15 protein-coding genes are annotated in these 20,871 nt (G+C 71.1%); 8 read left to right on the top strand and 7 right to left on the bottom strand.

Features of this window, described 5'->3' with window-relative positions; genetic code table 11:
* Window positions 1-110: 110 nt before the first annotated feature.
* Window positions 111-968, bottom strand: coding sequence for a glycosyltransferase family 2 protein (locus ACWEBX_RS14810; RefSeq protein WP_451885265.1), 858 nt, complete (start codon window positions 966-968; stop codon window positions 111-113).
* Between the two features lie 170 nt (window positions 969-1,138).
* Window positions 1,139-1,564 (bottom strand): DUF3052 domain-containing protein, encoded by a 426-nt coding sequence (locus ACWEBX_RS14805; protein ID WP_451885244.1) that lies wholly within the window; start codon window positions 1,562-1,564, stop codon window positions 1,139-1,141.
* Window positions 1,565-1,835: 271 nt separating this feature from the next.
* On the opposite strand from ACWEBX_RS14805, the gene ACWEBX_RS14800 reads away from it, so the two are divergent.
* The gene (locus tag ACWEBX_RS14800) at window positions 1,836-3,398 is read left to right on the top strand and encodes an APC family permease (RefSeq protein ID WP_451885243.1); all 1,563 of its coding nucleotides are present in this window, start codon (window positions 1,836-1,838) and stop codon (window positions 3,396-3,398) included.
* A gap of 120 nt (window positions 3,399-3,518) precedes the next feature.
* Here ACWEBX_RS14800 and ACWEBX_RS14795 read toward each other — a convergent pair whose 3' ends face one another.
* Window positions 3,519-5,132 carry an MFS transporter gene (locus ACWEBX_RS14795; RefSeq protein WP_451885242.1) on the bottom strand — a complete coding sequence of 538 codons (1,614 nt, stop codon included), beginning with the start codon at window positions 5,130-5,132 and terminating at the stop codon, window positions 3,519-3,521.
* Window positions 5,133-5,513: 381 nt separating this feature from the next.
* The gene (locus ACWEBX_RS14790) at window positions 5,514-6,005 is read right to left on the bottom strand and encodes a MarR family winged helix-turn-helix transcriptional regulator (RefSeq protein WP_451885241.1); all 492 of its coding nucleotides are present in this window, start codon (window positions 6,003-6,005) and stop codon (window positions 5,514-5,516) included.
* A gap of 837 nt (window positions 6,006-6,842) precedes the next feature.
* Between ACWEBX_RS14790 and ACWEBX_RS14785 the strand changes: the two genes are divergently transcribed.
* Genes ACWEBX_RS14785 through ACWEBX_RS14755 form a run of 7 tightly spaced genes read left to right on the top strand, consistent with a single transcriptional unit; the run spans window position 6,843 to window position 16,989 of the window.
* On the top strand, window positions 6,843-8,651 hold the full coding sequence (locus ACWEBX_RS14785; protein ID WP_451885240.1) for an acyl-CoA dehydrogenase family protein: 1,809 nt from the start codon (window positions 6,843-6,845) through the stop codon (window positions 8,649-8,651).
* A 40-nt stretch (window positions 8,652-8,691) separates the two neighbouring features.
* Window positions 8,692-8,985 carry an acyl carrier protein gene (locus ACWEBX_RS14780; RefSeq protein ID WP_451885239.1) on the top strand — a complete coding sequence of 98 codons (294 nt, stop codon included), beginning with the start codon at window positions 8,692-8,694 and terminating at the stop codon, window positions 8,983-8,985.
* Entirely contained in the window at window positions 8,982-13,169 is a 4,188-nt protein-coding gene (locus ACWEBX_RS14775; RefSeq protein ID WP_451885238.1) for a non-ribosomal peptide synthetase, read from the top strand. Before ACWEBX_RS14780 ends, ACWEBX_RS14775 begins: the two co-directional genes overlap by 4 nt.
* Complete coding sequence (locus ACWEBX_RS14770; RefSeq protein WP_451885237.1) at window positions 13,156-13,620, top strand: SRPBCC family protein; 465 nt, start codon at window positions 13,156-13,158, stop codon at window positions 13,618-13,620. Before ACWEBX_RS14775 ends, ACWEBX_RS14770 begins: the two co-directional genes overlap by 14 nt.
* A complete protein-coding gene (locus ACWEBX_RS14765) occupies window positions 13,617-14,954 on the top strand; it encodes a beta-ketoacyl-[acyl-carrier-protein] synthase family protein (protein WP_451885236.1) in 1,338 nt (445 codons plus the stop codon). The genes ACWEBX_RS14770 and ACWEBX_RS14765 overlap by 4 nt, the downstream gene beginning before the upstream one ends.
* Entirely contained in the window at window positions 14,951-16,192 is a 1,242-nt protein-coding gene (locus ACWEBX_RS14760; RefSeq protein WP_451885235.1) for a beta-ketoacyl-[acyl-carrier-protein] synthase family protein, read from the top strand. Before ACWEBX_RS14765 ends, ACWEBX_RS14760 begins: the two co-directional genes overlap by 4 nt.
* Window positions 16,193-16,218: 26 nt before the next feature.
* Entirely contained in the window at window positions 16,219-16,989 is a 771-nt protein-coding gene (locus ACWEBX_RS14755) for an NADPH-dependent F420 reductase (protein ID WP_451885234.1), read from the top strand.
* A 180-nt stretch (window positions 16,990-17,169) separates the two neighbouring features.
* On the opposite strand, the gene ACWEBX_RS14750 is transcribed toward ACWEBX_RS14755, so the two are convergent.
* From ACWEBX_RS14750 to ACWEBX_RS14740, 3 genes are all read right to left on the bottom strand, one after another.
* Complete coding sequence (locus tag ACWEBX_RS14750; protein ID WP_451885233.1) at window positions 17,170-19,461, bottom strand: FtsX-like permease family protein; 2,292 nt, start codon at window positions 19,459-19,461, stop codon at window positions 17,170-17,172.
* Window positions 19,458-20,132, bottom strand: coding sequence for an ABC transporter ATP-binding protein (locus ACWEBX_RS14745; RefSeq protein ID WP_451885232.1), 675 nt, complete (start codon window positions 20,130-20,132; stop codon window positions 19,458-19,460). The genes ACWEBX_RS14750 and ACWEBX_RS14745 overlap by 4 nt, the downstream gene beginning before the upstream one ends.
* 75 nt (window positions 20,133-20,207) lie before the next feature.
* The gene (locus tag ACWEBX_RS14740) at window positions 20,208-20,618 is read right to left on the bottom strand and encodes a hypothetical protein (RefSeq protein ID WP_451885231.1); all 411 of its coding nucleotides are present in this window, start codon (window positions 20,616-20,618) and stop codon (window positions 20,208-20,210) included.
* Window positions 20,619-20,871 lie beyond the last annotated feature (253 nt).

Here is a 20,871-nt window from a genome sequence, read left to right as displayed (position 1 = left end):
CCGACTGACAAACCCTGCCACCCCGAAAGACCAGCCGTGCCACTCCGGCCGGCGAGCGGCTCGGAACGGCGAGCCGGCTCGCGGGACGAGCCGGCTGTCGACGTGCGGGGTCAGATGACCGGCGGGCGGCCGAGACGGGTCAGCCGCCAGACCGTCCGCCACCGCATCGGGCGCCGCTCTCCGCCGGGCCGCCGCAACCCCTCCGCGAATCCGCCGAACCAGGCCCTCAGCCCGCCGGCCGACCGTGTCCGCAGCAGCGTGAGCACGATCCAGATCCCCAGGTGCACGGGGATCAGCGCCAGGGGCAGCCGGCGGCGGGTGAGCCAGACCCGGTTGCGGGCGGTCACGCGGTAGTAGATGGCGTGCCGGGCCGGCGAGGTCTTGGGATGCTGGAGCAGCAGTCCGGGCTCGTAGAGCACGGTCCAGCCGGCGTCGATGGCCCGCCAGGCCAGGTCGGTTTCCTCGTGCGCGAAGAAGAACTCGGCGGGCCAGTCCCCGGTCTCGGCGAGCATCGGCATGGACAGCGCGTGGCCGCCCCCGAGGAACCCGGTGACCGGGCCGCCGCGCATCGGGTCCTTGGCGCCGACCCTCGGCACATGGCGGCGCTGCGTCTCCCCGTGCTCGTCGGCGATGCGGAAGCCGACGATGCCGAGCCGCGGCCGGGCGGCGTACAGGTCACGCACCTTGCGCAGCACGTCGCCGTCGACGAGGAGCCCGTCGTCGTCGAGTTCGACGACCACGTCCACGTCCCCGAACTCACGCAGCCGGCTCAGGCCGACGTTCCGGCCACCGGGGCAGCCGAGGTTGTCGTCCAGCTCGACGCCGGTCACCTCGCCCGGCAGGCCGAGGCGTTCGGCGAACTCGGGCAGCGGGCAGCCGTTGCCGACGATCACGATCCGAGCGGGGGCCACGTCCTGCTTGGCCACGGAGGTGAGCAGCGCGTCGACCTCGACGGGCCGGTTGCCCATGGTCACCACGGCAACGGCGATCCGTGGCCCCTCCTCCGCCTGCGACACGACACCCACCCCATCCCGGCCGACAACTGTGCCGCGATGCTAGTCGTTCACCCGGATAACCCCTCAAGTACGCCGTCAGGTCCGCCGTACGTACGTCCTGATCTCCGCCCATAAGTACAGGATCAGGAGCGCCGGTTCTCCTTGCGGCGGACGAATTTCAGTCCCGACCAGTCCTCCCCCAGGGCCGCCACCTTCACGTCCACGAGTCCGAGCGGCAGGAAGAGGTCCCGCAGATCGTTCTCCGCGATGTCGCTGCGGTGCCCGGCCGCGCGGCGGGGCCAGGCGATCCACAGCATGGCCTCGTCCGCGAGGCCGCCGGCCAGTCCGGCCGCCCGCGCCGCAAGGCCGGCGCGCTCCCGGAAGAAGGCGAGGGTGACATCCGCCCCTTCCGGGCCGCGCTCCCCTACCTCGCAGTCCTCGGGCAGCCCGGGAATCTCCCAGCCGGGCGGAGCCTGGACCAGCCGCACCCGATGCCCCGCCTTGATGCCGATCTTCCGGGCGAGCGGTGTACCGGAGTACCCGCCGCCCGCCGCGCTGGATCCCGTCATCCCCGCAGGATGACACCGCCCGGCCCGGGCGGCCCGCACACACGGCGCCGACGGCTCCCGGCACACGGGAGCGCGAAGGTGTCCGCGCAGGTGTGGCAGCCACCCGGGACACGCTCGACTACCGGTTGTCGGCGAGCGGGTTCATGCTGGTGAGAGCGACCCGGTCCCCCGGACGTCCCCGGTGATTCCCTGGATGTCCGAGGCTCGCGGGCCGGGGACAGCGTGCGCCCGGTCCACCCCCGGCGGGCGCCACCAGGTTCCGGAGGGCGTCATGAGCTCACCATCCGTCCCGCCGCCCGCGCCACTGCCTCCGTGTGGCCCCGGGGCCACGGACAAGGGCCTCAAGAGCGGTGCCCTGGGCCTCTTCTCCAGCACGGTGATCGGGCTGGCCTCCACGGCCCCCGCCTACAGCCTCGCGGCGACCCTCGGCGTGATCGTGGGGATCGTGGGCTTCCAGTCGCCGATCGTGGTCATCCTCGCGTTCGTCCCGATGTTCCTGATCGCCTACGGCTACAAGGAGCTGAACCGGGCCGACCCCGACTGCGGCACCACATTCACCTGGGCGGCCCGCGCCTTCGGCCCCCGTACCGGCTGGCTGGGCGGCTGGGGCATCGTCGCGGCCGACATCATCGTGATGGCCAACCTGGCGCAGATCGCCGGCGCGTACGGCTTCCAGCTCATCGGCGCGGACGGGCTGGCGGAGAACACCTTCTGGGTCACCTTCGTCGGCGTCCTGTGGATCGCCCTGATGACCCTGATCTGCTACATCGGCATCGAGCTCTCGGCCAACCTGCAGAAGGCGCTGCTCACGATCGAGATCGTGGTCCTGTTCCTGCTGGCGATCACCGCGCTGGTCAAGGTGTACGGCGGGACGGCGCCGAACGTCTCCTCGGAGATCTCGTGGTCGTGGTTCAACCCCTTCGAGATCAACTCGTTCGACGACCTGACCAAGAGCATCCTCGCCGGAGTGTTCATCTACTGGGGCTGGGACACCGCGGTGTCCGTGAACGAGGAGACCGTCGACCGCGACCGCACACCCGGCCGCGCGGCCGTCATCTCGACCGTCATCCTGCTGCTCGTCTACGTCCTGGTCACCACGTCCGCGCAGGCCTTCGCCGGGGTCGGCGACAAGGGCATCGGCCTGGGCAACCCGGACAACTCCGGAGACGTCCTCTCCAGTCTCGGCGCCGAGGTCTTCGGCACCGGGGGCTGGGGCACGGTCGCCACCAAACTCCTGATCGTCATGGTCCTCACCTCGGCGGCGGCCTCCACGCAGACGACCATCCTGCCGACCGCCCGCACCACGCTGTCCATGGCCGCCTTCAAGGCCATCCCGCAGCGCTTCTCCCGCATCCACCCCCGGTTCCTCACCCCGACCTGGTCCACGGTGGGCATGGGGATCGCCTCGATCGTCTTCTACATCATCCTGACCAGGGTGAGCGAGAACGTCCTGGCCGACTCCATCGGCTCGGTCGGCCTGATGATCGCCTTCTACTACGGGCTCACGGGCTTCGCCTGCGTCTGGTACTACCGCAAGGTCCTCACGCGCAGCGCGCAGGACCTGTGGACGCGCGGGATCATGCCGGGCCTCGGCGGTCTGATGCTGCTCTACTTCTTCATCAACGCCTGCATCGTGTACGCCGCCGCCGACTACGGCAGCACCTCGTGGACCCTGCCGTTCCCGCCGCACTGGCAGCTCGGCGGCGTGTTCGTCACCGGCATCGGCGCGCTTCTCCTGGGGGCGATCCTGATGTTCGCGTACAACGCGATCCGCCCGGCCTACTTCCACAAGGAGACGATCCCGGTGTCGTCCCACGACCGGGACGGCCACTGACCCGCCCACGACCGGAACGGCCGCTGACCCGCGCGGCAGGGGCGCGGGTCAGGAGAGCGGTGAGCCGCCCCGGCGGCGCGGGGGAAGTGACCACCGGGGCGGTGCTGAGGGGCGACGACGTCAGGCCGACGCGCCCACCGCGACGTCCGTCGAGCCGTCGGAGCGCACTTCGCCGTCCTCGTCGACGTCCGGCGGAATGGTCGACAGCGCGCTGGCGTGGAGATCCTTCGTACGCAGCATCGTGAAGCCGATGACCGCGGCGACGAACCCGAGGATCGCGCTCAGGGTCATGGCACCGTGGAAGGCGCTCATGAACGCGTCCTGCCCGGTGGCCAGCACCTTGTCGCGGAGCGGTCCCGCGGCCTGGGCGACGGCGTCGAGAGAGCCGGCGCTGATGCCGTGCGCGGCCTCCTCCGCGGCGCCGCTCCCCATCTGCTTGCCGACCGCCGAGGACGTGAAGTCGTCGGCCACGCTGTGCTGGAAGTACGCGCCGACGCCGGCGATACCGACCGCGATACCCACCTGCTGGAACGTCTCGTTGATGCCCGAGGCGACACCGGCCTTGGCCGGTTCGGTGACGCCGATGGCCAGCGCCGCACGGGCCGGGTTGAAGGCGCCCATGCCGAAGCCGGAGATGACCAGCGCCGGGACGAGGACCGTCCAGGACGAGTCGGCCTCGGTGAGGTTCAGGAACAGGATGCCGATGGCCATCACCAGGGTCGATCCGCCCAGCAGCACCCGGAAGGGGACCTTGCCGATGAGCCCGCCGCCGAGCGCGCCGGCGACGAACATCGCGCCGGTCAGCGGCAGGAACCTGAGGCCTGTGCCCCAGGCGTCCACGTGCAGCATGTTCTCCAGGTAGCTGGTCTCGAAGAACACCGACGGCAGGGCCCCGGCGTTGCCGATCATGGCGACGAGGGAGATGCCCACGAAGGTGGGGCTGCGGAAGAACGCCAGGTCGATCAGGGCCCGCTCGCCCAGTCGGCGCTCGATGGCCACGAAGAGGACCAGGAACAGCGCGCTGGCCGCGTACAGACCGAGCGTGGTGCCGCTGGTCCAGCCCTCCACCGGCCCGCGGATGGTGGCGAAGACCAGTGCTCCGAGCGCGATGCTGAAGGTGGCCAGACCGGTCCAGTCGGTGGGGTGGGCCCGCTTGTTGAGCGACTCACGGACGCGCAGCGCGCCGACGAGGAGGGCGAGCGCGCCGACCGGCACGTTGATGTAGAAGATCCAGCGCCAGGACAGCGCGTTGATCAGCGAGCCGCCGATGAGCGGGCCGGTGGCGACGGCGAGACCGACGGCGGCACCGAACGCGGTGAAGGCGGTCGCCCGCTCCTTGCCGTGGAACTCGTGGCTGAGCATGGCCGGACCGACCGCGAACATGATGGCGGCGCCGACACCCTGGACGGCCCGGAACCAGCTCAACTGACCGGATCCGTCAGCCAGTCCACAGGCCAGGGAGGCGGCGGTGAAGATGGCGAAGCCGACCTGGAAGACCTTCTTGCGGCCGATCCGGTCGGCGAGCGATCCCGCCGCCACCAGGAAGATCGCCAGCGTGAGGGCGTAGGCGTCGAACACCCACTGGAGGTCGGCGAAGCTGCCGCCCAGGGAGCGATGGATCTGAGGCAGCGCGATGGAGACCACGCTCAGATCGAGCATCAGCATGAACGAGCCCAACGCGACGATCCCGAGTGTCCACCACCTAGTGGGCGACGGAGCGCGTTCTGCGGACATGCGAGAACCTTCCAATCGACAGGATCCTTAGATGATGGAAATCTAGATGATTGGAAAGCCATACGTCAACGTTCGTGACGGTCGGTAGCGGCCGACGCGTCGACCGACGACCGACCTGCCCTTCACCGGAGCACGGTCACCCGTGGTGACGGCCGCGAGCGCGACGGAAGCCCGCGCCGCCACCGAAAGGGCGTCCCCGGGCGCGACGGAAGACGACGCCACCGTCGAAACAGCAGCCCCGGGTACGACAGGAACCCGCTCGCCGGAAGCAGCACCCCTCGGGTACGACAGAAGCCCGCGGCGCCGTCGAAACGGCATCGCGGGCTTCGCGGGGCTTCCGGGAGAGCGGGAAGCGTGGGTGGATGCGCGGAAAGGCGGGTGTCAGTCGGAGCAGACCGAGGCGGGCCAGCGACCGGCCATGAGCATGCCGAGCATCTTGCGCAGCGCCTCGCGCTCATCCTCCGCGAGTGCGCCGAAGAAGGCCGACTCGACCTCCGTGGCCACCCGGTCCGCCGTCGCGAGCGCCGCACGGCCGGACTCCGTGAGGATCAGGTTGTAGCGCCGCCGGTCGGCCGGATTGCGCCGGCGCTCGACATGCCCGTTGCGCTCCATCTCGTCGATCACCGTCACGACGGTGGTCGGATCGAGATTGAGCAGCCGGCTGAGGTCCTGCTGCGAGAGCTCGGGCCCGCCGGCCAGCGCGGCCAGCACGAAGAAGTCGCGGATGCGCATGCCGACCCCGGCCAGCGCCTTCTCCACATCTTCCACCAGCACCAGCCCGGCCTTGTGGAGCAGATAGCCGGGCCGCTCGGCGATGAGGAAGTCCTTCCGGGGGGACGCCCCGTGCTGCTCGGCGTTACCGCTGCGCACCATGAGCCGACTCCTTCGATCGTGGCAGTCTCCACCATCGAAGATACAACGATTCTTCGGCGGACAACCCCTCCCCCTGGCGGGATCCCGGCGGCCGGGTCCCGGCACTCCCCGGCGGCAACCGCTGGAGCGACAGATTCCGGACTGGGGGGAATTCACCCGTCCGCAATCGAAACCGCGGCGCCGCACGTTACATCGATGCAAAATCGAACGGTTCACAGCGGTCCGCGTTCCCGAAATGGAATCGATCATTGTCCAGGAATGGGCGAGGTCAGGCATTTGATGATCAGGTGCGGAGTCGGGCATTCGGACGAGACGACGAGGTGTCGCCTGTGTCTCGCATCACATAGGGTGATGTGGCGCGCCTGCTAGGCTTCTGAATTGCCTGGCCAGAACATCGCTCTCAGCGACTCGAGCCGGGCACGAGGGAAACAAGAGCGCTTCGCGCGACGGGGGAAAATAGAAATGGTTAATTTTTCGATCAGATGCTGTAGCGGACAACGCTGACGCCGGGGAAGGCGCGCCTCTCCGCGCCGATCCCACGCCACTGGTGCCACCGGGCCGGTCCGACACAACCGGCCTGAAATCACTCGTCCGGCGTCCCACACCGGCCTGTTCGGCCGGTCCGGCGTCCAGCACCCGCCTGCCGGCACCGGCACGGCATCCATCACTGATCCGACCTCATCCGACTTCAAAGGTCTGACACCGCGCACTGCGCCGCGCTACGCGCGTCGCGCCCTGTGCTCTTTTGTCACGCACCTCTCCATCACCACGGCCGTTTTTCGGACAGGGCTGCCTTTCGACGCCGCTGTCCTCTCCAGCATGGAATGGAAAAGCTCGATGAAACAATCAAGCACCGCCCTCGCCGAAGCCCTGGAGGACTGGCTCGGCGACCCCGCGGTGGAGCGGAACTCCTTATCGTTCGCCGGGGCACTGGAGCTCGACGAACGCGACGAACTTCCCTCCGCAGGAATCGACCGGGTCCGCGCTTTCGGATTCAGCCGCTATTTCGTTCCTGAACGACTGGGCGGTGATCTCCGGGCCGCCGAGGACATCCTCATGCTGACCAGGGTCATCGCCCGCCGGGACATGAACGTCGCGGTGAGCGAGAGCACCCAGGTCTGGATGATGCTCGCCTGGGTCGGCGGGAACGCCGAGCAGCAGGAGAAGCACGCGGCCACGGTCCTGGCCGGCGGGGTCGTGCCCTGTCTGGCCTACTCCGAGCCGGAACACGGCGCCGACCTCGCCGCCAACCGGTTCACGGCCGCCCCGGACGGCGGACAGTACGTCCTGACCGGCGAGAAGTGGCCCATCAACCGGGGCCGGACCTCCACCCACGTGGTGCTGCTCGGCATCACTGGCGACGAGACCACACCGGCCAAGCGGCAGCAGTCGATGTTCCTCGTGGACCGGTCCCAGATCATCTCCGGCGAGGTGTCCGGGGTCCCCCGCGTCCCGACCTACGGCCTGCGCGGCTGCGACATCAGCGGAATCGCCTTCGACGGCGCCCGGGTGGACGCCTCGGCCCGGCTGGGCGCCGAGGGCCAAGGGCTCGAACTGGCCCTGCGTGGCCTCCTGATCACCCGGACCTTCTGCACCGGCCTGTCGCTCGGCACGGGCGACACCATGCTGCGGACCGTGACCGGGTTCCTGTCGGAGCGGATCCTCTACGACGGACCCGCGACCGAGATCCCGTACGTCACCGAGTCCCTCGCGGGCGCCTACCTGAACCTGCTCGTCGCGGAGTGCGAGAGCCTCGTCGCGATGCGCGGACTGCACTTGTACACCGAGCAGTTCAGCATCTGGGCGAACCTGGCCAAGGTGCAGGTGGCCCGCCTGGTCGACTTCAACAGCAAGGCGCTGGCCCGCACCCTGGGCGCCCGGTACTTCATGCGCGCCGCCGAACACGTGGGCACCTTCCAGAAGATGCTCCGCGACGGCGCCGTCGTATCGGTCTTCGACGGCAGTGAGCCGGTCTGCCTGGACAGCCTCGCGCTCCAACTGCCCGCCCTGGCCAAGGCGCAGGGGCACACCCCGGACGAGGACTGGCGGGCGCTGTACGACCTGCGGGCCGAACTGCCCGACTTCGAGCCGCACCGGGTGAGCGTGTTCGGGCGCGGCAGGGACGCCACGTTCGCGAGCCTGCCCGCGCTGATCACCCGCCTCGCGGAGCTGTCGCCGTCCGCCGGCTGCGACGCGGACCGGCTCGCCGTCCTGCGCGGCCGGGCCGAGGAACTGCGGCGGGAACTCGACGCGCTGCTCGCCCGGGTCCACGAGGTACGGCAGTCGAGCGCCGGGCCGGCCGCGCAGCCGACGGCCTCCGCCAAGTCCACCCCGCCCCGGCTGATCCGGGTGGCGGAGGAACTGAGCGCCCTGCACGCCAAGGTCGCTGCTCTCGGCGTATGGCTGTTCAACCGGGACCACCTCGACGAGTTCTTCGCCGACGGCGAATGGCTCCAGGCCGCGCTGGCCCGCCGCCACGTCCACCAGTACGAGACCGGCGACCTCGACCCGGAGACCGCCCACCGGCTGTTCGCCCAGCTCAACTCCCAGTACGCCACCGACGAGTTCTTCTCGATCCGCCGGATGCGCATGGCCGCGCCCGGCGCGCGCGAGGCCGGCCGGAGCCATGAGTCGAACGCCGCCTGACAACCCCTCACTGCCGAACACCGAAAGGTATCGACCTGCGATGAGCACGACCGACATGACGATCGACGAAGTGAAGCGGGTTCTCCTCGAGGCCGTGGCCACCGAGGCGGGCATCCCGGCCGCCGAGCTGGAGACCGACCGGCCCTTCACCGACTACGGCCTGGACTCCATGGCGGCGCTGACCGTCGGCATGGAGATCGAGGACGTCTGCGGCCTCTCCGACCTGCCCGTGGACCTGCTCTGGGACCACCCGACGGTGGACACCCTGTCCGAGGCGCTGTGGAAGCTGATGAGCGCCGAGCCCGTCTCCGCGGCCATGGACGGCACGCGATGACGACAGCGCGTCCGACGACGACGGCCGACACGACGGCTCCGGAGGGCTCGACGGGCCTCGCGGTCCGGACGGGTGAGAGGGGCTCCACGGCTCCGGTGGGTCCGGTCGACTCCGTGCGTCCCGTCAACGCCCAGCAGGCCGGCCTGTGGTTCATCCACGAGACCGACCCGGGGTGCTCCGCGTACCACATCGTGTTCGGCGCCGAGGTCACCGCCGACGCGGAACTCGGCGTCCAGGCCCGGGACATCCTCGACGGCCTGACCCGTGAACACGAAGCCCTCCGGACCGGCTTCCGGGCCGGCCCGGAGGGGCCCGAGCAGTTCGTGCGCGACGCCGTGCCGCTCGACATCCGTCTCGCCGACGTACGGGGGACGGACCCGCGGGAGCTGCGGGACCTCGTCAGGACGGACAGCCGGACCCCGTTCGACCTGTCCCGGCCGCCGCTGTGGCGCGTGCACCTCTACCGCACCGGCGAGCGCACCTGGGTGTTCACCCTCGTGATGCATCACATCGCGGCCGACTTCTGGTCGCTGGCCCTGCTCCTCTCCGAGGTCCGCGGCCGCCTGGAGGGAACGCCGGGCCGGTTCGCGCTCGACGGCGCCGCCTTCGCCGCGTACGCCGACCAGCAGCAGTCCTTCCTGGCCGGCGAGAAGGCCCGGGCGCTGCGCGACGGCGAGGAGAGGCGGCTGGGCGACGCACCGACCCATCTGGATCTCTACGGCGACCGGCCGCGCCCGCCCGCGCCGTCCTACGACGGCGGCTCGGCACCGTTCGCGCTGTCCGCCGCCACGACCGAAGCGGTACGCCGACTGGCGCGGGAGACCTCGGCGACGCCGTACACGGTGCTGCTGTCGGCGTACTTCGTGCTGCTGAGCCGGCTGAGCGGCCAGTCGGACATCGTGGTCGGCACCCCGACCTCGGGCCGGCTGCACCGGCGGTTCCGCGACGCCCTCGGCAACTTCGTCAACACCGTCGTCGTACGGGGCGAGGTCGACGAGGAGTCGACGTACCGCCGGCTGCTCACGGCCTCCCGCGAGCGGGTACTCGAAGCCATGCGGGCGCAGGAGCTGCCCTTCCCCTGGCTGGTACGGGAACTGGCCCCGCCGCGGGACCCGAGCCGGACGCCGCTGTACCAGGCGGGCTTCGCCTGGGACCGGCTGCCGTTCCTCTCCGACATGGACGCGTTCTTCCTGCTGGAGCCGGGCACGGGCGGTGAGCTGGACATCGCCGGCGCCACCCTGCGGCCCTACCCGCTGCCGCAGCAGGAGGGCCAGACCGATCTGTGGATCGAGATGGGCGCGGAACGCGACGGGGCCTTCGCGGGTGTCCTGCGCTACAGCACGGACATCTTCGGCGCGGGCACGGCCCGGGAACTCGCCGCCACGTTCGTCACCACGGTGGAGACCCTGGTCACCCGCCCGGACGAGCCCCTGCGCGGCCTGGTGCGCGGCGACGAGCGGCAGCGGGCCCGGCTCGCCGCCTGGGGCACCGGACCCGAGCGGGCGATCCCGGAGGCCCGGCTGCCGGAGCTCTTCCGGGACCAGGTCACGCGGACGCCCGGCGCGGCCGCGCTGACCGCCGACGGCGAGGAGTGGAGCTACGCGCGGCTCCTGGACGCTGTCGAGCGGACCGCGGCCGCCCTGCGGACGGCCGGCATCGCGCCGGGCGACCGGATCGCGGTCATGGCCGAGCGCGGCGCACCGCTCGTGGCCTCACTGCTGGCGGTACTGGACGTGGGCGCCGCATACGTCCCGCTCGACCCGAAGCTCCCCGTCGAGCGGCTGACGTACATGGCCGAGGACTCCCGCGCCCGGCTCCTGATCAGCCAGAGCGACCTGCGCGACAGCCGGCTGCCCGGCCTTCCGGTGCTGGAACTGGACGACCTGGCCGCCGGGGTGCACGGCAGCGGCACGGACGGGGCCGAGGACAGGGACGGGGCCCAGGACGGGAACGGGACCGAGGACGAGGACGGGGACAGGGACGAGGACGCAGCGGCGGAGGCCGGCGGCGGAGACGCGACGGCCGCCACCGCCTCCTCCGACCCCGCGGCCGGTACCTCCGACCTGGCGTACATCCTCTACACCTCGGGCTCCACCGGACGCCCCAAGGGTGTGGCGATCCCCCATAGCGCGCTGACGAACCTGCTCCTCGCGATGCAGGACGACACCGGATTCACCGCGTCGGACAGCCTCCTCGCTGTCACCACGATCTCCTTCGACATCGCCGGCCTGGAGCTGTACATGCCCCTGGTGGCCGGTGGCCGGGTCATCGTGTGCGACAGCACGACCGCCGCCGACGGCGCCGCCCTCGCGGCCCGCATCGACGACTCCGGCGCCACCTGGATGCAGGCCACGCCCACCTCCTGGCGCATGCTGCGCGACGCCGGCTGGAAGGGCGGAGCACGCCTCAACGTCCTGTGCGGCGGAGAGGAACTCCCGCTGGATCTGGCCGAGTTCCTGGCCGAACGGGTGGCGAGCCTGCGCAATGTGTACGGGCCGACCGAGACGACCGTATGGTCCACCGCCGGCCGGGTGGAGCCCTCGTCCGGCATCGACATCGGCGCACCCCTCGCCAACACCCGGCTCCACGTCCTCGACCCGCAGGGCCGTGGCGTCGAGCCGGGAGTCCCCGGCGAGCTGTGGATCGGCGGCGACGGACTCGCCCTCGGCTACTGGGACCGGCCGGAGCTGACCGCGGAGCGGTTCGTCACCGGACTGCCCGCCGCCCCGGACCGGCGCCTCTACCGCACCGGTGACCGGGCCCGCTGGACGAGCGACGGCCGGCTGCTGCACCACGGCCGCCTGGACAACCAGGTCAAGCTGCGCGGCTACCGCATCGAGCTCTCCGAGGTCGAGGCCGTCCTCGGAGCGGTGGACGGCGTCTCCACGGCCGTCGTCGTGGTCCACGACGACCGGCTCGTCGCCTATCTGGTCGCCGAGCCCGGGACGGAGCTGAAGACGGCCGACGTCAAGTCGGCCGCCGCCGTGTCGCTGCCGCCGTACATGGTGCCCGGCATCGTCATGGTCCTCGACGAACTGCCCCTGACCGCCAACAAGAAGATCGACCGGAACCGGCTGCCGGAGCCGGTCGTCACCTCGGGCGCCGGATTCGAGCAGCCGCGCGACGCGACGGAGATCGTCCTGGCGCGGATGTGGACCGAGATCCTCAGGATCTCCCAGGTCGGCATCCACGACAACTTCTTCGACGTGGGCGGCCACTCGCTGCTCGCCGTCCGGCTCAGCGCGGCCGTCCGCACCGAGTGGGACGTGGACATCCCGATCTCCGACATGTTGCGCCAGGGCACCATCGCCGAACTGGCCGCCATCGTGCGGTCCGGCGGCCAGGAGACCTCGCGCACCCCCGTCGTCACCCTGCGGGAAGGAACGGCGGACGAGCGGCCCGTCTTCCTGTTCCACCCCTTCGGCGGCACCGTGTTCTGCTACGTCGAACTGACCCACCACCTCCCGCAGGGCAGGCCGGTCCTGGCCATCGAGGCCCCCGGCATCCAGAACGAGGGCGAGGCGGAGATCAGCGTGGAGGCCATGGCCACCCGCTACATCGAGTACCTCAGGGAGATCCAGCCGGCCGGCCCGTACGCCCTCGGCGGCTGGTGCTTCGGCGGTGTCATCGGCTACGAGGTGGCCTGCCAACTGCGCGCCGAGGGCGAGGAGATCGAGTTCCTGATCGGCATCGACAGCCGGGCGCCCGTCGAGGAGAACATCCCGGAGTCCGCGGACGACTCGACGATCCTCTCCTGGTTCGCCCGGGACCTCGCCGTGCCCGCCGGGAAGACGCTCGACATCCCCGCGGACCATCTGCGGACCCTCGGCGGTGACGCCGCGTTCGACCACATCCTCGAACGGGCCGCCGCCATCGGCGTCCTCGCCGAGGACGCGGACCGCGCGCAGATCCTGCGCTACTTCGAGGCCTACCTCGCCAACGGCATCGCCCTGCAGACCTACCTGCCCGAGCCCGCCGAGCTGGACCTCGTCCTGCTGCGCGCGGCCGACGAGCCCGCCGAGTACGGGCCCAAGCTCGGCTGGGAGGCCCTGATCAAGGGATCACTGAACGTCCTGGACGTCCCCGGGGACCACAACTCGGTGATGTATCCGCCGCACGCCGAGACCGCCGCACGGGCGATCGCACCCCACATGGAAGGAACCACCGACAATGGCGACCACTGAACCGGTCAAGGCCGAGTACGCGTTCCGCCTCCCGGTGACGCCCAAGGAGGCGTTCGCGCAGATCTCCGACCCCGCGCAGGACCCCGTATGGCAGGCGGCGTGCGTGGACGTGAAGCTCCTCGACGGGGAGCCGCGGCCCGGCGGCCGGTACGAGATCACCTTCCAGCTCATCGGCAAGCGGATGGAATTCACCGTCGAGATCAGCGAGTTCGAGCCGGGCCGGCGCTCGAAGTTCCACACCCTCGACGGGCCGTTCCACTACGTCGGCACCTACGACTACGCCGAGAACGAGGACGGGACCACCACCGTGCACTGGACGTTCGAGGTGGAACCCGGGGACTACTTCGGGATCATGCCGAAGTCCCTGCTCAGGAAGGTGCTCGTCAACTCGGTGAAGAAGGACTCCGGAAAGCTCGCGGCACGGCTCGGACAGGGAGCGCGCAACCGATGAACACACGTCAGGACAACACCCGCCAGGACAACACCCGTCATGACAAGGCCCGCCAGGACGAAACCACGAAGGTCGTCGTCACCGGCCTCGGGGAGATCACCGCGCTCGGCGAGAACGTGGCCGGCACCTGGGACGCCATGCTGCGGGGCGAGAGCGGCTTAGGCCTGCTGGACGAGGAGTCCTGGGCCGAGGAACTCCCGCCGATGCTCGGCGGGCGGTCGAAGACGGACCCCGGTCTCGGTCTGGAGCACCAGCAGCGCCGGCGGCTGAGCCGCTCCGCCCAGTTCGCGGTGAAGGCAGCGGCGGAGGCGTGGACCGACGCGGGACTCGACGACGCGCCCACGGCTCCGCACCGGGTCGCCGTGGTGGTCTCGGCCGCGCTCGGCGACATGAACTCGATCATCGACGGCTGGGAGGCGCTGAAGACGCGGGGCTGGCGACGCGTACCCCCCATGACCGTGCCGATGTCCATGGGCAACGGCTCCGCGGCCGCCGTCGCCCTGCTGGTGAACGCGCGCCTCGGTGTGCACGCGACGGTGAACGCCTGCTCCTCCGGCACCCAGGCGCTGGTCACGGCGGCCGAACTGATCCGCGGCGGGGACGCGGACATCGTGGTGGCGGGCGGCGCCGAGGCGCCTCTGCACCCCTTGGTCCTGTCCTCGTTCGCGGCCATGCGGGCGCTGTCGCAGCGGGTCGACGACGCCGCGTCCGCATGCCGCCCGTTCGACGCGGACCGCGACGGGATGGTCCTGGGCGAGGGTGCCGGCATCCTCGTCCTCGAGTCCGAGCGGCACGCGCGTGAGCGTGGCGCCCGGATCTACGCCGAACTCGCCGGCGTGGGCATCTCGTCGGACGCGTACCACATCGTGCAGCCCGAACCGAACGGCACCGGCACCGTCGCGGCCGTCCGCGCCTCGCTCAAGGACGCCGGTGTGACCCCCGCGGACGTCGCGCACTTCAACGCCAACGGCACGGCGACCGGACCCGGCGACTCGTCCGAGGCCCGCGCGGTGCGGGCGGTGTTCGGGGACGCGGAACACGGTCCCGCGCTGACCGCGAACAAGTCGATGACCGGGCACAGCCTCGGCGCGGCGGGCGCGATCGAGTCGATCACCACGATCCTCTCCCTGTACCACGGCATGGTGCCGCCGACCCGCAACTTCACCCGCCTCGACGAGGGCCTCTCGGTCGACGTGGTGCACGGCGGCCCGCTCAAGCTGGGACCCGAGCAGAACGTCGCGGTGAAGAACTCCGCCGGGTTCGGCGGCCACAACGTCGCCCTGACCTTCCGGGGCCCGGTCGACCGCGCCGACGGAGAGGCGGACGTGACGTGACGTCGGCCGAAGGCAGGGACCACGGCGCGGTCGTGACCGGGCTGGGCGCCCTGACACCGCTCGGCGCGAACGCGGCCGACGCGTGGCAGGCCCTGCTCGACGGCCGGTCCGGAGTCCGGCGCCTGGACGAGGAGCACGAGGGCTGGCCCGCGGATCTGCCGGTGCGGATCGCCGGGACGGTGACCGCGGACCCGGTCGAGGTGCTCGGCCGGGTCCAGGCCCGCAAACTCGACCGCGGGGAGCAACTGGCCATGGTGGCGGCCCGCGAGGCCTTCCAGGACGCGGGCCGGCCCCCGGTGGAACCGGAACGCCTCGCCGTGGTCGTCGGCACCGGGATCGGGGGCATCCTGAGCGCGCTCGGACAGGACGACCTGTACGAGCGGGCGGGCCTGCGGAAGCTGTCCTCGTACGCCGTCCCCATGCTGATGCCGAACGGACCGGCGGCGTGGGTCAGCATCGACCTGGGGGCGCGGGCGGGGGCCCGCGCCCCGGTGAGCGCCTGTGCCTCGGGCGCCGAGGCGATCGCCCTGGCACTGGACCTGATCCGGCTGGACCGCGCCGACGTCGTGGTGGCCGGGGGCACCGAGGCCAGTCTGCATCCCTTCATGGTGGCCGCGTTCGCGCAGATGAAGGCGCTGTCGCGGCAGGACGGGGACCCGGCCGCGGTGTCCCGGCCGTTCGACGCGGCCCGCTCGGGCTTCGTGATGGCCGAGGGCGCCGCGGTCATGGTCCTCGAACGCGCCGGGTTCGCCCGCGCCCGGGGCGCCCGCGTCTACGGCACGGTGGCCGGCGCGGCCGTGGGATCCAGCGCCCGGCACATCTCGGCGTCCGACACCGAGGGGCAGGTCCTCGCGATGCGGGCGGCCCTGCGGGACGCGCGACTGGAAGCCCGCGATGTCGGCCATGTGCACGCCCACGCCACCTCGACCTCCGGCGGGGACCTCGCCGAGGCCGAGGCGGTCGCGAAGGCACTGGGCGAGCATCCGGTGGTGACCGCGACGAAGTCGATGACCGGTCACATGCTCGGCGCCTCGGGCGCGTTCGGCGCGATGTCCGCGCTGCTCGCGCTCCACGACGGGGTGGTCCCCGCCACCCGCAACCTGGACGAACCCGACCCGGCCGTCCGACTGGACGTGGTCAGCGGCACCAACCGCACGGGCCGGTGGGACGCGGCACTCGCCAACTCCTTCGGCTTCGGAGGACACAACGTCAGCCTGGTGCTGACGCGTACGACATGAGCGGGGTCCGGGGAGACACGTACGGCATGAACGGGGTCCGGGGAGACGCCTACGGCATGAACGGGGTCGGGGGAGACGCGTACGACATGAGCGGGAACGGGGGAAGGGGGAGCACGGTCATGACGATCGGGGTGCTGGGGACGGGCGGGATCGCCGTCACTCTGGCGACGATGTTCGCGCGGGCCGGACACGAAGTACGCCTGGGCCCGGGCGCACCGGGGCCGGTCGGCGTCGTTGACCCGGGGGACGTGAGCGGCGCGACCGGCCTTGGGGGCGAGGGCGGGGCGTTGGTGACCGGTGAGGGCAGGGCGAACGGGGCCGGCGAGGGCGGGGCAACCGTGGCCGGCGGGAGCTGCGAGGAGGTGGTCGCGCGGTCCTCGGTGATCGTCCCCGCCTTCCTCGGCGTCCAGGGAGCGGTGCAGCAGCTCAGGCCCTGGCGGGCAGGTCTGCGGGGGAAGATCCTGGTGGACATCACCAACCCGTTCACCGGCGGTCACATCGACTTCGTGGGCCCCTGGGCGGTCGGCGGCACCGAGGACCTCGCCGCCGCGTTCCCGGGAGCGCGGCTGGTGGGCGCCTTCAAGAACGTGTGGTGGGAGGCGTTCGACGGGTGCCCCGATCCGACCGCCCCCGACATCCACGTGATCTCCGACGACACCGAGGCGAAGCGGACGTTCCTGCGCCTGTGCGCCGCCACCCCCTTCACCTACGTCGACGCCGGCGGCCTGAACCAGGCCCGCCGGGTGGAACGGATGGCGTTGTCGGGGGTGAGCTCCACGGGGGTGTCGGCGGCCTGAGACGACGCAGGGGATCTCCGCGGCCCGAGACGACGAAGGGGCTGTCCGGCCCACGGCCGGACAGCCCCTCTGACAGCCCTCTGGACAGCCCCTCCGGACAGCCTCTCGCCAAGCCCCGGAAGCCGATCCGTGCGAACGGCCCGAGACCAGGGCGGCCGCCCGTCCCGCGAGGCCGCCCCGTCAGTCCCGGCGGATCAGCTCCGGGTCGATACGGCGGCCCACCAGGGGCAGTGACCCCAGCGCCGCCATCGCCACCACCCCCGCCGCGGCGAGCAGGAGCAGGGGAACACCGGCCCCGTCCCAGCGGATCGCGCCGCCGCCGGTGATCAGGTAGCTGGACTCGGCGAGTTTGCCCGAGACCAGGGCCAACACCAGTCCGAGGCCCAGAGGCAGCACGACCTGGGCGCACTGGACGGCCCGCATGGTTCTCGCCCGCGCGCCGATCAGCGTGACGGCGGTGACCTGCGCGCGGCGCTCGACGGCCCGGTCGGTGACGGACACGAGGAACGCCGCCACCCCGATGACCAGACCCATGATCATGCCCAGGGCGAGCAGGGTCTCGACCACGGAGATCTGCTCCAGCCCCTGGATGTTCAGCCCGACCAGCTCGATCTCGGCGATCGGGGTGACGGCGGCGATCCCGTCGAGAACGGCACGCACCCGTCCGGGGTCGGAACTGCCGGCGAGGAGAAACTCCGCGTCGCGGGGACGGGCGTCGGCGGGGAGGGCGGACGGCGGGACGAGAAGTTCGGCGGAGCCGACCGCGGAACCGGAAAACCCGCTGTAGACGACCCGGCCGGCGGGCACGGCGACGCTCAGGCGCTTGTCCCGCCCGCCGCCGTCACGGAAGCGGAAGGGGAAGGACTTGCCGGTCTCCATGTCGGATCCCACGCTCGAATTGGGGTCCACCAGACGCAGCACCCTGCCGTCGACACAGCCCTCGGTGCGCACGGTCATCCGTCGCAGATCGGCGCAGGTGGCCACCAGAGCCGTGGCCGAGGACGCGACGACGCCGGGCTGACTGGCGTCGAGGTCGACCCAGGAGTTCATGAGGAGACCGTGCGCCCGGACCCCGGACACGTCCTCCAGGTCCCGCTGCTCCCGAGTGCCGAGCCCCGACAGGGGCAGGGAGTAGCTCTGTACCGCGCCGGACGGCCGGGTCACCTGCTCGAGCTGGATGAGAACACCCTGGGCCAGCGAGGCGACGTAGACGAGCAGGACGAGACTGGTGACCACCCGCATCGTGCTGCCCGGCTCGGCCTCGTTGCGCCGCATCGCCAGGTTGAGCGTCAGCGACCCGGTGGTCCGCGCCACCCGACGTGCCAGCGCGTACGAGAGCAGCGGCAGGGTCAGCACCAGTCCGACGCCGGTCAGAACGACCCCGGCGACCACCAACAGCGCGTTGACGCCGAGGCTGGAGGCGGGATGCCCCATCAGGCCCGTGGCGCAGAAGCCGCACACGATGCCCAGGCCGCTGAGCAGCAGCAGACCGACCCACTTGGACGGGGGCCGCGGCACCGCCGTACGCCGCACCGCGAGCGGGTTGGCGGTCGCGTCCCGCGCGCTCCTGCGGCTGACGAGCCAGGCGAGGACGGGACAGCCGACCAGGCAGACGGCGATCGTGACGACGGACAGGGCGCCGTCGCCGGGATACCACCTCAGCCCCGGCAGACCGGCCCGGGACATCACCTGGTTGAGCAGCCAGTACTCGCCGAGTCCCAGCACCGCGCCGAGCAGTGCCGCGACGACGGTCTCGGCCGCGTTCACCCGCTGGGTGCCCTTGATGCTCAGGCCGAGCAGACGCAGTGCCGCGAGGCGGCGCATCCGGCTGGCGGCGGAGAGCCGGGCGCAGACCGACAGGAAGATGCCCAGGGGCAGCAGGACCAGTGTGGCCAGGGCGAACCGCACATCGGTGAGGGTCGACGGCTCGACCGCCGGGAAGGGCGCGTAGCTGTACCCGAACCCCTTCAGGGTCCGGCCCTCGTGGGCCAGCTTGGCCCGGTCGGTCCCGACGTAGGCGTAGAGCTCGTCGGGATGGGCGAGCCCGTCCGGGCCGATCACGCCCGCCTCGCGTCCGGGCAGCAGGGCCTTGGCCGCGGGCGCGGACCGCAGCAGGTCATGCACGCGCGGGGAGACGAACACCTCACCGGGAGCGGGGAGTTCGCTCAGCCCCGGGGGAAGCGCACGGGTGCCCCCGGTGCCCTTGGCGACGAACACCCGGGTGAACGACCGGGAGCCGTAGGCGTCGTCGCGCTGCAGGACGAGGGTGCCGTCCGCCGGTCCCTCGGCGGAGGTGACGGGCTGGCGGGCGGCGGCGCGGCCGTCGTGCGCGTCGAGGATCGCCGGGACGGTGAGGACGAGGGCGAGACAGCAGACGCCGATCGAACCGCCGACGGCCATGAGGAGGAAACGGATGCGGTTGCCGCGTCCCGCCCCGAACAGCAGGCGCAGACCGAGCAGGAATTCCCTCACACGGCACCCCGTGGGCTCAGGACTCCGTCGGCCATCGTGTAGCGGGTGTCGGCCTGGGCGGCGACGGCCGGGTCGTGCGTCACCAGGATGACGGCGGTGCCCTGTGACCGGGCCAGGCCCAGGAACTCCTTGAGAACGGCCGAGGCGTTGGCGCTGTCGAGCGACCCCGTCGGCTCGTCCGCGAAAACGATCGCGGGCCGGTGCACCAGGGACCGCGCGACCGCGACGCGCTGGCTCTGCCCGCCGGAGACCTGTCCGGGACGGCGCTCGCGCAGTTCACCGAGGCCGAGCCGTTCGAGCACCTTGCCGGCCGCCGCGAGTGCGGGGCCCTTGCGTTGTCCGGCCAGTCGCAGGGGCAGGGCGGTGTTCTCCTCGACGGTGAGTTCCGGCAGCAACTCGCCGTACTGGAAGACGAACCCGAACCGTTCCCGGCGTAGCGCGCTGATCTCGTCGTCGTCGAGATCACCGAGCGCCCGCCCTTCGAACCGCACCTGACCGCGCTTGACGGGAAGAACTCCGGCGAGGCAGTAGAGCAGCGATGACTTCCCGGACCCGCTCTGCCCGGTGATCGCCACGACCTCCCCGACGGACACCGAGAGATGAGCGTCGAGAACGGCCGGCTGATTGCCGTAGGAGAGGTCGACTCCCGTGGCAACAAGTATTTCTGACATGCTGTTGGCTTCCCCCAAAGAAGCGTGCGGGTCCAGGAGTACGTCCTGGACCCGCGGCCTTGCCCGAGTGACCGACTACCTCTGGTAGTGCTTGGTCGGCGAGCAGTTGTCAGGGTTCAGCGAGCCCTTGTCACGGCAGACGCGTATGTAGGCGTTGCTGGTGTACTGCGCGGCACCGTCCCAGTTGAGCTGGTCGAGGGGAACGGACGTCCGCTGCTTGCCGTTGTAGCGGCTCCAGTCGTAGCCCTCGACCCGCACCTGCACGTAGATGTTGTGCCCGTCACCGTTGTCGGTGTCCTTGAGATTGCCCTTCCACTCGAAGGCACCGTGGTTCTGCCCGGACGGCCAGAACGCGTACTGGCCGTCCTGGAAGGACGCGCCCCCCGTGGTAAGCGTCGGAATGTTGTGCCACGAGACCGCCATCGCGGTCCCGGCGCTCAGGGCGAAGATCCCGCCGGCGAGCACACCGACTGCCAACTTGCGCATTTTTTCTCCCGTTTGGTTGTTCACCCTGGTTGGTCATGGTGCTTCCAGGGCCGTTCATGATCGTATGGAAATCACCGAAGAACGAAACCGAATTAGGCGGACCCGAGCCTGTTTGGCTGGATTCCGACGGTGTCCTGTACTCGTCCCGGACACCCCGGCTGCGGAAGGAACTCCCCCACGGTTCACGATCGAGCGGGATCGAAACTCGTCCCCACGCCGACTCCCGACCCGGCCCTTCGACGTCGGCGCCCCC

The sequence above is a fragment of the Streptomyces sp. NPDC005070 genome, assembly GCF_053600395.1.
The sequence above is the reverse complement of the archived record's forward strand: the minus strand, read 5'-3'. Positions and strand labels throughout refer to the sequence as shown.

Coding starts and splice junctions, on each gene's coding strand:
- ACWEBX_RS14810 (WP_451885265.1), bottom strand. CDS start 968: ATGGGCAACCGGCCCGTCGAGGTCGACGCGCTGCTCACCTCCGTGGCC.
- ACWEBX_RS14805 (WP_451885244.1), bottom strand. CDS start 1,564: ATGACGGGATCCAGCGCGGCGGGCGGCGGGTACTCCGGTACACCGCTC.
- ACWEBX_RS14800 (WP_451885243.1), top strand. CDS start 1,836: ATGAGCTCACCATCCGTCCCGCCGCCCGCGCCACTGCCTCCGTGTGGC.
- ACWEBX_RS14795 (WP_451885242.1), bottom strand. CDS start 5,132: ATGTCCGCAGAACGCGCTCCGTCGCCCACTAGGTGGTGGACACTCGGG.
- ACWEBX_RS14790 (WP_451885241.1), bottom strand. CDS start 6,005: ATGGTGCGCAGCGGTAACGCCGAGCAGCACGGGGCGTCCCCCCGGAAG.
- ACWEBX_RS14785 (WP_451885240.1), top strand. CDS start 6,843: ATGAAACAATCAAGCACCGCCCTCGCCGAAGCCCTGGAGGACTGGCTC.
- ACWEBX_RS14780 (WP_451885239.1), top strand. CDS start 8,692: ATGAGCACGACCGACATGACGATCGACGAAGTGAAGCGGGTTCTCCTC.
- ACWEBX_RS14775 (WP_451885238.1), top strand. CDS start 8,982: ATGACGACAGCGCGTCCGACGACGACGGCCGACACGACGGCTCCGGAG.
- ACWEBX_RS14770 (WP_451885237.1), top strand. CDS start 13,156: ATGGCGACCACTGAACCGGTCAAGGCCGAGTACGCGTTCCGCCTCCCG.
- ACWEBX_RS14765 (WP_451885236.1), top strand. CDS start 13,617: ATGAACACACGTCAGGACAACACCCGCCAGGACAACACCCGTCATGAC.
- ACWEBX_RS14755 (WP_451885234.1), top strand. CDS start 16,219: ATGAACGGGGTCCGGGGAGACGCCTACGGCATGAACGGGGTCGGGGGA.
- ACWEBX_RS14745 (WP_451885232.1), bottom strand. CDS start 20,132: ATGTCAGAAATACTTGTTGCCACGGGAGTCGACCTCTCCTACGGCAAT.
- ACWEBX_RS14740 (WP_451885231.1), bottom strand. CDS start 20,618: ATGCGCAAGTTGGCAGTCGGTGTGCTCGCCGGCGGGATCTTCGCCCTG.